Source organism: Thalassolituus sp., assembly GCF_984348125.1.
The window spans coordinates 22804-36294 of sequence record NZ_CFHJLR010000013.1 but is presented as its reverse complement, the minus strand read 5'-3'; the positions used below and the strand labels follow the sequence as shown (position 1 = coordinate 36294).

Here is a 13491-nt window from a genome sequence, read left to right as displayed (position 1 = left end):
TAGTACGTCCGTAATGATAACGGATTTGAGCGCAGCGGCCAGCCCATCAGGCATCGAATCAGGCAACTAACCGCCGACTTTTGCTATAACCAGGGATCTGCAGGTTGCGCGATAAAGCGCGACTCAGGAACCTCAGCTTTAGATAACGCTCGTTTAAAGTCTTGCAACTGCATGCGAATCTGCAGATGGATGTCACCATTATCGGCAAAATCCTCGCCCTGAACGCCACCGCTTTCGTAAAGAATTGCACGAAGACGTGCATCCGCAGGTGCCAGCGTGAGCCGATCTTCGAAGATCTCTTCGCCCAACAACTCAGACATCGCCTGACACAGCAGGTCAAAACCAAGCCGTTCCTGTGCCGACACCCAGACCGCAACGGGGACACCATCCTCGTTCCGGTCGATGCGCGGCTCACCAGATTCCAACAGATCGATCTTGTTGTAGACACGCAACTCCGGCAGTTCGTCCGCCTGAATTTCACCGAGTACCAGCTCAACCTGCTCGATATTGCCTTCCCGTTCATCCGAGGCGCAGTCGATCACATGCATCAACAGATCAGCCTCTGCCGCTTCCTGCAGAGTGGCACGGAATGCCTCTACTAGTTTATGGGGCAGGTGTCGGATAAATCCAACCGTGTCTGCCAGAACGATTTCACCCACGTCATCAATTTCGAGGCGTCGCAAGGTCGGATCAAGCGTTGCAAACAACTGATCTGCAGCATAGACATCAGCCTGCGTCAGTGCATTGAACAGAGTCGACTTACCCGCGTTGGTGTATCCGACAATAGCAACGGTCGGCACATCCGAGCGCTTACGCGCACGGCGACTCTGGTTGCGCTGTGCCCTTACTTTCTCAAGACGGGCATGAATACTCTTTACCCGTTCCCGCAGAAGACGTCGGTCAGTTTCAAGCTGAGTTTCACCCGGCCCGCGCATGCCGATACCACCTTTCTGACGTTCAAGGTGAGTCCAGCCACGGACAAGACGGGTCGACTGATGCTGCAGCTGCGCCAGCTCAACCTGCAGTTTACCCTCGTGGGTACGGGCGCGTTGGGCAAAGATATCGAGAATCAGGCCGGTACGGTCGAGCACCCGGCACTTGATTTCACGCTCAACGTTGCGCTCCTGACTGGGTGTCAGTGCATGGTTAAAAATCACCAGACTCACATCATGCATACGCACGGCCTCGGCGATTTCTTCAACTTTTCCCTTACCAACGAACGTTTTTACGTGAGGTACATCCCGCTTAGTAGTTACCAGATCTACCGGGTCTGCCCCCGCAGAGATAACGAGTTCACGGAATTCACTCAGATCCTCCCGGTTCGCTCCTTCGGGGAAGTCGACGTGTACGAGAATGGCTTCTTCACCACCACTGTCAGGACGCTCAAAAAACACAGATAGATGTACCTTTGTCGGCGATTATTCAGAATTTGGAAATCTGGTCGTACCGGATGCTTCCGATAAAAAATAGCAGATGCGAGACACAATGATGCCTCAGACGCTCAATAACAACACTGCGGTTGTTTCAGTCGGATGGTGGGAATATCAGCGGGCCCGCCCTCTTTACGGCAAAGCCCCTGATCAGGCCGGGCGATTATTCCTCGCCTTCACCCTGTTCTGCTGCTGGTGCCAGACGCACATTGCGGCTTGGAACTACAGTAGAAATTGCGTGCTTATAAACCATCTGAGAAACAGTGTTCTTCAGCAGGATAACGAACTGATCGAATGATTCGATCTGACCCTGCAGCTTAATGCCGTTAACCAGAAAGATAGAAACCTGGATACGCTCCTTACGAAGCTGGTTCAGATAAGGGTCTTGTAAAGAGTGCCCTTTTGACATAGTTGTTCTCCTAAATGAGAGAGTGCCTTCCAATCTGCGGTCGGCGAAGTAATAGTAGATTGCCCCATTGGTGGCCAGAACCTGCCCCAAAACTAACATGGAGGCCATGAAATAAACCGGTACACCTACACCGGATCATCTGTACAGACACATATTTGGTCGTTGGGTTCAGCCCGAGAATGCCGAATTCTGCATTGTTATGGTAATTCAATACGGTCAGCAGCCGTTCTCACGGCTAAATATGGCGCTGGTGCTGAGTATTTTCAAGGTATTTCTGACAATATCCGGATCATCGGTATCCAGCCAATGAAGATCGGGCCAGCTACGCAGCCAGGTGATCTGACGTTTGGCCAGTTGGCGCGTCGCAATAATGCCCCGTTCTATCATCTCGTCGTAGTCGTATTCACCATCCAGATAGTCCCACGCCTGACGATATCCAACGCAACGGATGGACGGCATATTCTTATCAAGATCACCACGGGCACGCAGCGCTTTTACCTCGTCGAGAAAACCATCGGCCACCATAATACGGAAACGCTCGGCGATGCGTTCGTGTAAACGCTTGCGCTCTGCCGGGCATACCGCGAGGTTCACGACATGGTAGGGCAGCGGTTCGGTCTGTTGCTCGGCCCAGTACTCCGTCAGTGTTTTGCCAGAGATCAGATACACCTCAAGCGCACGCTGAATACGCTGAGAATCCATAGGTTTCAGGCGGCGTGCGGACTCAGGATCGATATCTGCCAGTCGCGCATGCATCGCCGGCCAACCTTTCTCAAGGCCTTCTTCGAGTAATTGCTGCCGGATTGCCTCGTCGGCTTTCGGCAGATCTGCAGCGCCGTCGCGGAGAAATTTGAAATACATCATGGTGCCACCCACCAGCAATGGCACTTTGCCGGCGGCGGTAATGTCGGCCATTTCCCGTAAAGCGTCTTCACGGAAATTAGCGGCGGAGTAAGTCTCGGCCGGATCAATCAGATCAATCAGGCGGTGCGGTGCCTGCGCCTGCATACTGGCGTCCGGCTTGGCGGTACCGATGTCCATGCCTTTGTAGACCAGCGCTGAATCGACACTGATGATTTCGCAATCGTGGTTCTTAACCAACTCCAGAGCGAGCGCCGTCTTGCCTGAGGCCGTCGGCCCCATCAGAAATATCGCGGGCGGTAAACTCACAGGAGGTAAGGGTTCTGACATCAGCGCCCCCGCAGAAAGAGCTTATCCAACTCTGACATCGTCATCTGAGTCCAGGTCGGTCGCCCGTGGTTGCACTGTCCGGAGCGCTCGGTGGCTTCCATATCCCGTAACAAAGCATTCATTTCAGGTAGGGTCAGCTTCCGGTTTGCCCGTACAGAACCATGGCACGCCATGGTCGACAGCAGTTCGTTGCGATGAGCAAGAATCCGGTCCGAGGCGCCATGTTCCATCAGATCACTCAGCATATCAGTGATCAGTTGCCCGACATTTGCCTGCTGCAACAATACCGGAATCTGGCGGATCATCAGGCTCTCTGGCGACACTCTTGCCAGCTCGACGCCAAACTGACGAAATTCATCGGAGAACTGCTCTGCCGCATCGGCCTCACGCTCACTGACGTGCAGAGTTTCGGGCACGAGCAAAGGCTGACTCTGAACGCCCTGCTCATCCACCGCGACTTTTAAACGCTCGTAGGTAATTCGCTCGTGTGCAGCGTGCATATCCACGACCACCAGACCGTGAGCATTCTGCGCGAGTATATAAATGCCATGTAGTTGAGCGACGGCAAACCCGAGTGGCGGCAGGTCTTCTGCACTGGATTCAGGAAGTGGTTGTGGCGCTCCCTGATTCAGCTGTTCGTAACTGCGTAATTGTTCAGCCACTGCGCCCTGCCCCGGACGACTGTCAGAAAAACTCTGACCAAAAGAACCGCCAGAAAAATTCTGAGCTGTTGAGGTCGCGGCGCCGTCAGCGGTTGCAGAGAATGGAACTCGTTCGGTAGCAGGCTGTTGCCAGTCGAGCCGGTTCTGTCCCTGAAACTCTCCCGCTTCTGTACCTGTTGCCGCCGGAGCTGCACTTGGCTGCAGATTCGCGGTCGGCTGTTCCGGGCGTATGTCCGCCAGAGCGCGGTGCAGAGAACGGAAAATAAAATCATGCACCAGGCGACCATCGCGGAAGCGCACTTCGTGCTTAGTCGGGTGAACGTTAACGTCCACCAGCTTCGGGTCCAACCAGAGATAAAGCACAAACGCCGGATGACGACCATGATAAAGCACATCACGGTAGGCTTGTTTAATCGCGTGCACGACCAGTTTGTCACGCACCGCCCGGCCGTTCACAAAGAAATACTGCATATCCCCCTGCGAACGCGAAAACGTCGGTAAACCCACCCAACCTTCAATTGTCAGGCCCGCACCTTCGGTTTCAATGTGCACTGCGTTATCCATAAATTGCGGATTAAGCAGTGTTGCCACCCGTTTCTCACGATCAATCGTCCGGGCCGCAGGGCGCAACGAATGAATGACGCGGTTGTTATGACGCAGCGTAAAAGCAACGTCATAGCGACTGAGTGCGAGCTTTTTCAGTGTGTCTTCAAGGTGAGAGAATTCTGTCTTTTCTGTACGCAGAAACTTACGTCGTGCTGGCGTATTAAAAAACAGGTCACGCGCTTCAACCGTGGTGCCTGTTGGGTGGGCTGCCGGGCTGACTTCCGCCTGCATATCACGCCCTTCCGCTTTCACCTGCCAGGCTTCATCTGAGCCTTTCTCTCTGGATGTCAGAGTCAGGCGTGATACCGATGAGATACTCGCCAAGGCTTCACCACGGAAACCCATTGTGCCCACGGCTTCGAGATCATCCAGCGTAGTAATTTTACTGGTGGCGTGGCGACTGAGAGACAAAGGCAGGTCGTCTTTGCCGATGCCGTGCCCGTCATCACGAACGCGAAGCAGCTTAATGCCACCCTGCTCGGCATCAACATCAATATGCTGAGCACCAGCATCCAGCGAATTTTCGACCAACTCTTTAATGATATTGGCTGGACGTTCTACAACTTCGCCCGCAGCAATCTGGTTCGCAAGACGTGGCGATAACAGGTGTATTCGGCTCATAGCTCAGACTGAAAGTTCAGGAATTTGGAATACGCAGTTTCTGGCCGACTCTCAGCGAGTTACTGCTCAGGCCATTCAGTTTGCGCAGCTCAGACATTCCCATGCCGCTGCGAACTGCCAGCTCAGAAAGAGTGTCGCCACTACGGACTGTGTATTCGATGTATTGTTGTGCTGCTTTCTTACGCGCCGCCATCAAGGTTCCGGCCGGAGGATTATTCTGAAAATAATCTTTAATGCCGTTGAAAATCGCACGCGCCATTTTCTTCTGGTAAGCGCTGGTTTTCAGCTGCCGGGCTTCGCCAGGGTTTGAAATAAATCCTGTTTCTACCAGTAGCGCCGGCATGTCCGGTGATTTCAGTACGACAAATGCGGCTTCTTCGACGTTCTTCTTGTGCAGTTTACTGATCTTGCCCATTTCCTGCAGAATTTCATCGCCAATCGAAACACTGGCGGTGCGCTTATGCGTCATCGACAGATCCAGTAACGTCATCGCCAGGTGATCCTCACGATCACCAATGCTGACACCACCAATTAAGTCGGACGAATTTTCTTTGTCGGCAAGAAAGCGTGCCGTCTCACTGGTCGCTCCCCGGTCTGACAACACAAATACCGAGCTACCGCTGGCACTGGGGTGCTTAAACGCATCGGCATGAATAGAGACAAAGAAATCGGCATTCGCTTTACGGGCTTTTTCTGAGCGCTCACGTAAGCCGATGTAGTAATCGCCGGTGCGGACCATAAAGGGGGCAAAGCCAGTTTCCTGATCCAGCAGGCGTTGCAGTTCTTTGGATATCGCCAGAACCACATGTTTTTCCATCACGCGGCCAGGGCCAAGGGCTCCGGGGTCTTCGCCGCCGTGCCCGGCATCGATGGCAATAATAATGTCACGCTGATCGGTTTCGTAGGTTTCTGCTTTCTTAACGATATCAGGCGCACTCATAGACGCCTCTGACAGAGGACGTTCAAGATCTACGACCAGACGATGGTGAGACACCCCTTCAGAAGGGGGTAACGGGAAGCTGCGATATTTCATCGTCGCGCGGGTTTCTACCACAAGACGCAGGTCGGTCTTGTTGCGGCGCCCACTGCGTACACGAATCACTTCGCTGGAGTCGTCGGCTACCTTTTCTAACGACGACATTTTCAGCGACGCATTTTTAAGGTCAACGACGATGCGGTCCGGCCCGGTCAGCTGGAAGATTTTATGTTCGTGCGGTCCGCTGAGGTCGAGCACCAGACGGACTTTATCGGGAGACTGCCAGATACGTACGTCGCTGACGTCTGCCCATACTGGCAGCACACAGAGTGTCACGACGAAAAACGCGATCAGCCGCTTAATTATTCCTGCCATTCTTTTACCAGCTGCTGCAGTTGCCTGCTCCACTGTGCCCCTTTATCTGTCTCTGCCTGCCAGTTGAGGATACGTGCCTCACCTACATCGTCAATATGAATCGCAAGATCGGCCTCGGGCAATACACCGCGCCCACGCTCAGGCCACTCGATCAGGCACAAAGTTCCATCCGTCAGATATTCGCGAATCCCCATGTACTCAAGCTCTTCCGGGTCACCCAGACGATAGAGGTCAAAATGGCAGACCCGACCATCCGGCAGATCGTATTCTTCAACCAGAGTATACGTCGGGGACTTCACCGGGCCTGTATGACCAAGCGCCTGAATCAGCCCACGACTCAGGGTAGTTTTGCCAGCGCCCAGAGTACCTTCGAGAAATACCAGGCCACCGCCCGTCAGTATTGAAGACATACGGCCTGCAAAACTGACCATTTCATCTTCGCCGGTCAGGCGTATCTGGCCAGTAGTCTGTGGATTGCTCTCAGTCATCAGTTCACCAATTGTCGGATAAATGGCATCAGGTCTGTCGCAAGAAGTCCGCGCGTCCCGGACTCCGCTGCCGCGAGATCAGCAGCTGCGCTGTGCAGGCAGGCGCCACGAACAGCCGCCTGCCATGGCGTTAACCCTTGAGCCAGAAGCCCGGCTATCACACCCGTAAGAACATCACCCATTCCGCCGGTCGCCATGCCCGGGTTGCCATCAGTGCAGATCGCCAGCTCGCCTTCGGGAGAAGCAATGATACTGCCCTGCCCCTTGAGAATAACAACCGCATGGTATTTCTCAGCAATTGCCTGCGCCGCACCGAGGCGATCAGACTGAATATCCGCTACGGACTTGTCCAGCAACCGCGCAGCTTCGCCTGGATGCGGAGTCATCACGACGTCACGCTCCGGAAATTCCGTCTGCCATCCCGGAGAGGCAATAATATTCAATGCATCCGCATCCAGCACAACCGGATAGTCACTCTGAAGAACCTGCTGCAGAAGCAACTCTGCCCAGCTGCTGCGCCCGAGTCCGGGGCCGCAGGCCAACACTGACACTTTTTCCATCAGGGGCTGCATTTCAAGCCCGGCATTAATCGCCGCCGCCATACACTCCGGGCGCCGACCAAGCACCACAGAGACATTAGCCGGACGCGTCGCGCAGGAGGTCAGGCCTGCGCCGGTACGACAGCAGGCGTCCACGGCCATAGCAATAGCACCGCCGAAGCCGGTTTCGCCGCCAATCAGCAACGCATGGCCATGGTTTCCTTTGTTGGAGTTACCGCGTCGGGAATACAGTAAGGGGCCATCCTGAGTAAGCGAGTGATAACTCACTCGTTTCGCCAGTACAGAAACCGCTTGTCGCTCTGCATCGGTTAACCCAAGCGCCGCGTAGTGAAGTTCACCACAGCAGTCCGGGCCGTCGCAGGTCAGCAGACCTGGCTTCATACCGATAAAGGTCATCGTCGCATCTGCCTGAACCACATGGCCCATAATCATGCCGGTACTGGCGTTCAGGCCGGAGGGAATATCCAGAGCGAATACCGGCGCCTGGTGTTCGTTCATCGCCTTGATCGCTTCGGCAAACTCACCCTGTACGACCGCATTCAGGCCTGTACCTAATAAACCATCAACCAGAAGGTCAGCATCTGCGGGCAGATTGCCATCGAATTCACGGGCAACGACACCGGCGCTCTCGGCCATGTGCCGGGCATCGGTCGCCGATGGGCTTTGTCGGGTAACATCGCCAAGCATCAGAACAGTTACCGACAGGCCCTGCTCGACTGCTAATGCAGCGATTACCCAGCCGTCACCACCGTTATTGCCAGCACCGGCAAGAATGCACAGGTGCTGCGCTTCGGGCCAACGCTCACGCAGGCATTCAAATGCCGCTTCGCCAGCCTGTCGCATCAGACTGTAGCCATTGTCTCCCATGCGCTGAATAATCAGCCGGTCGAGCTCCCGTACGCCAGCAACGCTGTCGATGTTTCCGGGAAGATGGTCATAGCCTGTGTAAGGTCGCTTCATCGCGGTTGGGCCTGCGCTTGTGATACATTGCCGGGATTATATAAGTCCCAGGGCAGCCCGGCCAGAATGACATCCTCCAGGACAGTACTTACCCCAGAACAACTACAGAAGTTGCGTGATGATATTACGCAATGGTCGCTCGAGGCTGGCTTTCAGCAGTGTGGGTTCAGTAGCGTCGATACAGGAGAGCACGGCAATCGGTTACAGCAGTGGCTGGATGCCGGTTATCACGGTGAAATGAGCTATATGGCCGATCACGTGACAGAACGGGGCCCAATGCGCGCTCTGCCTGATGAGCTGCTTCCCGGCACGCTGAGTGTGATCAGCCTGAGAATGGACTATCTGGCGCCAGGTGTAGAGGTAGCGAAGCATCTGCAGGATAAAGACAACGCGTATATTTCTCGTTATGCGCTGGGGCGCGATTATCACAAGTTAATCCGCAAACGTCTGACACAACTCGGAAAGCGCATTCAGTCTGAAATCGGCGAGCTTGGTTTTCGCGCATTTGTCGACAGCGCGCCCATTCTCGAACGCGCTCTCGCAGAACAGGCAGGAATCGGCTGGATTGGTAAGAATACGATGGTGCTTAACCGAGAAGCCGGCTCGTATTTTTTCTTGGGTGAAATTCTCACCGACCTTCCGCTCGAACCCAATGAAACGCCACTGAAGAATCATTGCGGTCGCTGTACCTCGTGCCTGGATATTTGCCCGACCCAAGCCTTTGTAGGCCCCTACGTTCTCGACGCGAGAAAATGCATTTCTTACCTGACCATCGAACTCGACGGGCCAATCCCCGAAGAGCTTCGCAATGGCATAGGCAACCGTATCTTTGGTTGCGACGACTGTCAGATTGGCTGCCCCTGGAATCGCTTCAGTAAAAGCAGCGAAGAACCCGATTTCACCCCGCGCCACCAGCTGGATAAAGCGACACTGCTCGAGCTGTTTCAGTGGGATGAAGCGACCTTCCTGAAAAAAACCGAAGGCATGCCAATCCGCAGAACAGGCTACGAAAACTGGATGCGGAATATATCGGTAGCGTTGGGAAATGCCTCGCAAAGTATTGAGGTGCAGGAAGCGTTGAAAAAGCAGAAAGGAAATATTTCAGGGTTAGTCGATGAGCACATCGACTGGGCCCTGCGACAGCAGGGCCAGTAACATCATCTGTGCAGATGGTTGTCAGTGGTGGCAGTGCACCGGATTATCGGTTACTGATTACTGACGCAGTGCACGCAGCATCCACGCCGTTTTCTCGTGCAGACTCATGCGGGCCGTAAGCAGGTCAGCCGTACCCTCATCGAATACTTCGTCAGTCATTTTGATAACGCTCCGACACGTGCGCACAACCTGCTCGTGTCCTTTGGTCAGGATATCGACCATCTCATTAGCTTCCGGCACACCGTCAACCTCTTCCACAGAGCTCAGACGCGCAAACTCTTTATAGGTACCCGGCGCCGTGAATCCCAGAGTACGGATTCGCTCGGCGATATCGTCCACGGCTTCGGCCAGTTCGGTATAGTGTTCTTCGAACATCAGGTGTAACTCACGGAACTGCGGGCCGGTGACGTTCCAGTGGAAGTTGTGGGTCTGCAGATACAGAGTGTAAGAGTCCGCCAGAACTTTACTCAGGCCCTCGGCAATCTGTTTACGGCTTTCTTCATTAATACCAATATCGATCGAAGTCATACATGTACTCCTTCTGAAAATGAATCGCTCCCTTATAGGGACAGGGGCTGTTTCACTTTGTTCCGGAGATTTGCTCCAGAATTATTTGACGCCTCACTGAGCCTCTGCCAATGTCGATGCTCTTCTTTTATGAATTCTCATCAATATTTTCTGAACAAGAGTGCAGCATATGGCGACCACGAACCTGACGTCTGTCTTCAATAACAAACTCATATGGATTACCGGAGCGTCTTCCGGGATTGGTGAGCAGCTGTGTTATGACCTGAGTAAGCTGGGTGCCCGCCTGATCCTGTCTGCCCGCCGCGAAGACGAACTTGAACGGGTGAGAAGCGCGTGCCAGAGTCCGGAAACACATATTGTGCTGCCACTCGACATGTTGAATGAAGCCGATGTAATCAACGCAGCTGACAAGGTGGCCGACGAATTCGGCGTCGTAGATTACCTGTTCAATAATGCCGGAATCACGCAACGCTCACTGATCAATGAGACCGAAGCGGATATCTACCGCAAGGTAATGGAACTGAACTACTTCTCGCAGGTGACGATTACCCGCAAAGTACTGCCCGGTATGCTGGCTCGCGGTTCAGGGCATATTGTCACTACCTCGAGCATTGCAGGCCTGATTGGTATTCCGTACCGCTCGGCGTATTGCTCATCGAAACATGCCATTATTGGTTTTATGGACTCACTGCGCTCAGAGGTGCACGACAAAGGTTTGCGCGTGACGACACTGTGTCCGGGCTTTGTGCGCACCAGTATTATCGAAACTGCTCGTCGTGAAGGCACTGCTCTCGAAAAAGTGGACGACACCGTGATCAAAAATGGCATGGCCGTCGATGAGGCAGTAGCCGAAGTCTTAAATGCCGTAGCCAATGAAAAAGAACAGGTCGTTATCGCCAAAGGCAAAGAAGGCATGGGGCCAATCATTAAACGATTGTTCCCAAGTGTGATTTATAAAATGGTTCGGAAAATGGCATTAACCTGACTCCTGCGACAATGAACTTTTGAGCAAAAAGCAAGTCTGTTTTCACAGGAGGTGAATCATGAGTAAACAAGCCGTTATTTACCGCATGGTGATGGAGAAACACATCTGCCCATACGGTTTAAAGTCTCTCGACCTGCTTAAGCGCGAGGGTTTTCAGGTCGAAGACAACTGGTTAACGACCAGAGCCGAAACCGATGCCTTTAAAAAAGAACATGAGGTCGAAACGACTCCGCAAACATTTATCGATGGAAAGCGCATCGGTGGTTACGACGCCCTGAAAGATCACTTTGGTAAGTCAGGTAAGAAAGAGAAGACAACAAGCTACACCCCGATCATTGCGATTTTTTCTGTCACGCTTCTGATGGCGCTGGGCGCTTCTCACATGGTGAGTGGCAGCTTCTTCGGTGATCGATGGTTTGAGTTGTTTATCGCGTTCAGCATGTGTGTTCTTGCGATTCAGAAATTGCAGGACCTCGAAGCCTTCTCCTTGCAGTTCTTGGGCTATGACCTCTTAGCACAGAAATACGTCCCCTATTCAAAGATTTACCCGTTCGCCGAGGCGTTTGCCGGTATTGGTATGATTGCTATGGTGTGGACACCACTGGTTGCACTTGTTGCCTTATTCATCGGTAGTATCGGCGCCGCGTCGGTCTATAAAGCCGTTTATATTCAGAAGCGGGAACTGAAGTGTGCCTGTGTCGGAGGCAACAGCAATGTTCCCCTTGGTGCGATTTCCATGACCGAAAATCTGATGATGGTAGGAATGGCAATCTGGATGCTTCTCTTTCGCTGACTCAGCTTTTCAGCGGATAAGAAACGAAAAAAGCGCCTCGAATTATTGAGGCGCTTTTTCATAAAGCTAAGCTTGATCGATTACTTACACCGCCAAAAAGTGTTTACGATAGTGCTGCATTTCAGCAATCGACTCACGAATATCATCCAACGCCTGATGGGCCCCTTTCTTCTCGAATGAAGAGACAGCCTCCGGCTTCCAGCGACGAGCTAATTCTTTCAGCGTAGATACATCGATATTACGGTAGTGGAAGTAGCGCTCAAGCTCGGGCATGTACTTCACCAGAAAACGCCGGTCTTGATGAATGCTGTTGCCGCACAGTGGCGAAGCGCCCTCTTTGACGTGTTCTTTCAGGAAGGCGATCGTTGCCAGCTCGGCAGCACGAGCATCCTGAGTACTGTCTTTCACCCTTTGCGTCAGCCCTGAGTTACCGTGGGTGCGGGTATTCCACTCATCCATCGCATCCAGCAATACGTCTGGCTGGTGCACCGCAATAACCGGCCCTTCAGCAATAACGTTGAGGTCGCTGTCGGTCACAATGGTCGCGATTTCAATGATAACATCCTGCTCTGGCTCCAGACCTGTCATCTCCAGGTCCATCCAGACCAGATTATCTTTCTGACTCATGTCGCATTCTCGGTAACTATATTGGAGATATCAGTCTAGCAAGTTGCACCAAACCCAGCCAACCGCGACAATAGCGCCATCTTAAAAATCAGAGCGAATATGGCTAAGCGCAAACTAAATCGCCGTCAGGCCTGGCGGGTCGAAAAGATTCAGCAGGAAAAGGCTTCGCGAGCGAAACGCAAAGAGCGTGATATTTCAGACCAGCTGAGCGCCGGTGAGCTGGGCGAGGAAATGCACGGCCTGATTATCGCTCACTTCGGCTCTCAGGTTGAGGTCGAAGACGAACACCGTACCCGCTATCGCTGTTTTCTGCGCGCCAACCTGGGGTCACTGGTCACCGGCGACCACGTTGTCTTCCGACCAGGGCCTGAAAATAACGGTGTACTGACCGGGGTGGTCGAGATGGTGCAGGAACGTGAATCTGAGTTATCACGACCGAATCCGTACAACGAGATCAAACCCGTCGCTGCGAATATCGACAATATTCTGCTAACCATCGCTCCCGAACCTCATGCCCACCGCAACCTGATTGATCGCTATCTGGTTGCTGCAGAGAACTGTGGTATAGAACCCATATTCCTGCTCAACAAGGTTGACCTGATTGACGAAGAGATTCAGCCCTACTTCGATGAACTGCTCGGCGACTATGAAGTACTGGGTTATCGATCATTGCGCGTATGCAGTAAAGACGAGAGCAGCCTCGCTGACCTTAAAACCTTTCTGAATGACCGTGTCAGTGTCTTCGTTGGGCAGTCTGGCGTAGGCAAATCGTCACTGATTGCGACGCTGCTTCCGGGCGAAGATCTGCGTATCGGAGCTTTGTCGGAAAATACCCGCAAGGGCAAGCATACGACAACGACTGCAAGGCTGTATCACTTCCCTGCGGGCGGTGATCTGATCGACTCTCCGGGGATTCGTGAATTCGGGCTATGGCATATGTCACCAGAAGAGGTGATGTACGGTTTCCGCGAGTTGCGTGATATCGCCGGTCATTGTCGCTTCCGCGATTGTGCACACGAATCTGAGCCGGGTTGCGCCATCATTGAAGCACTCGAAAACGGTGAGATCAGCGACGAGCGCTTCTTCAGCTACAAACGCATTCTGAGTACGCTGACTGAACTGTAA

At 53.3% G+C, this 13491-nt stretch carries 13 protein-coding genes; 4 read left to right on the top strand and 9 right to left on the bottom strand.

What is annotated here, in order from left to right; all coding sequences use genetic code 11:
• Positions 1-83 precede the first annotated feature (83 nt).
• From hflX to AC5E51_RS10465, 7 genes are all read right to left on the bottom strand, one after another.
• Positions 84-1394, bottom strand: a complete 1311-nt coding sequence (hflX, locus tag AC5E51_RS10495) for a ribosome rescue GTPase HflX (RefSeq protein WP_491778548.1) — start codon at positions 1392-1394, stop codon at positions 84-86.
• Positions 1395-1593: 199 nt separating this feature from the next.
• Positions 1594-1839, bottom strand: coding sequence for an RNA chaperone Hfq (gene hfq, locus AC5E51_RS10490; protein WP_068437341.1), 246 nt, complete (start codon positions 1837-1839; stop codon positions 1594-1596).
• Between the two features lie 216 nt (positions 1840-2055).
• On the bottom strand, positions 2056-3030 hold the full coding sequence (gene miaA, locus AC5E51_RS10485) for a tRNA (adenosine(37)-N6)-dimethylallyltransferase MiaA (protein WP_491778547.1): 975 nt from the start codon (positions 3028-3030) through the stop codon (positions 2056-2058).
• Positions 3030-4919 (bottom strand): DNA mismatch repair endonuclease MutL, encoded by a 1890-nt coding sequence (gene mutL / locus AC5E51_RS10480; protein WP_076516523.1) that lies wholly within the window; start codon positions 4917-4919, stop codon positions 3030-3032. The genes miaA and mutL overlap by 1 nt, the downstream gene beginning before the upstream one ends.
• Positions 4920-4935: 16 nt before the next feature.
• A complete protein-coding gene (locus AC5E51_RS10475; RefSeq protein ID WP_068437331.1) occupies positions 4936-6270 on the bottom strand; it encodes an N-acetylmuramoyl-L-alanine amidase in 1335 nt (444 codons plus the stop codon).
• Positions 6258-6758, bottom strand: a complete 501-nt coding sequence (gene tsaE / locus AC5E51_RS10470) for a tRNA (adenosine(37)-N6)-threonylcarbamoyltransferase complex ATPase subunit type 1 TsaE (RefSeq protein WP_491778546.1) — start codon at positions 6756-6758, stop codon at positions 6258-6260. The genes AC5E51_RS10475 and tsaE overlap by 13 nt, the downstream gene beginning before the upstream one ends.
• On the bottom strand, positions 6758-8278 hold the full coding sequence (locus tag AC5E51_RS10465; RefSeq protein ID WP_076516520.1) for a bifunctional ADP-dependent NAD(P)H-hydrate dehydratase/NAD(P)H-hydrate epimerase: 1521 nt from the start codon (positions 8276-8278) through the stop codon (positions 6758-6760). The genes tsaE and AC5E51_RS10465 overlap by 1 nt, the downstream gene beginning before the upstream one ends.
• Positions 8279-8344: 66 nt before the next feature.
• Between AC5E51_RS10465 and queG the strand changes: the two genes are divergently transcribed.
• A complete protein-coding gene (gene queG, locus AC5E51_RS10460) occupies positions 8345-9433 on the top strand; it encodes a tRNA epoxyqueuosine(34) reductase QueG (protein WP_491778545.1) in 1089 nt (362 codons plus the stop codon).
• A gap of 57 nt (positions 9434-9490) precedes the next feature.
• On the opposite strand, the gene AC5E51_RS10455 is transcribed toward queG, so the two are convergent.
• The gene (locus AC5E51_RS10455) at positions 9491-9961 is read right to left on the bottom strand and encodes a Dps family protein (protein ID WP_068437323.1); all 471 of its coding nucleotides are present in this window, start codon (positions 9959-9961) and stop codon (positions 9491-9493) included.
• A gap of 169 nt (positions 9962-10130) precedes the next feature.
• Here AC5E51_RS10455 and AC5E51_RS10450 point away from each other — a divergent pair, with 169 nt between their 5' ends.
• Positions 10131-10946, top strand: a complete 816-nt coding sequence (locus AC5E51_RS10450) for an SDR family oxidoreductase (RefSeq protein ID WP_301181775.1) — start codon at positions 10131-10133, stop codon at positions 10944-10946.
• A 58-nt stretch (positions 10947-11004) separates the two neighbouring features.
• Entirely contained in the window at positions 11005-11739 is a 735-nt protein-coding gene (locus AC5E51_RS10445; protein WP_301181774.1) for a MauE/DoxX family redox-associated membrane protein, read from the top strand.
• 84 nt (positions 11740-11823) lie between these two features.
• Here AC5E51_RS10445 and orn read toward each other — a convergent pair whose 3' ends face one another.
• Positions 11824-12366, bottom strand: coding sequence for an oligoribonuclease (orn, locus tag AC5E51_RS10440; RefSeq protein ID WP_068437311.1), 543 nt, complete (start codon positions 12364-12366; stop codon positions 11824-11826).
• A 99-nt stretch (positions 12367-12465) separates the two neighbouring features.
• Here orn and rsgA point away from each other — a divergent pair, with 99 nt between their 5' ends.
• On the top strand, positions 12466-13491 hold the full coding sequence (gene rsgA / locus AC5E51_RS10435) for a small ribosomal subunit biogenesis GTPase RsgA (RefSeq protein WP_301181773.1): 1026 nt from the start codon (positions 12466-12468) through the stop codon (positions 13489-13491).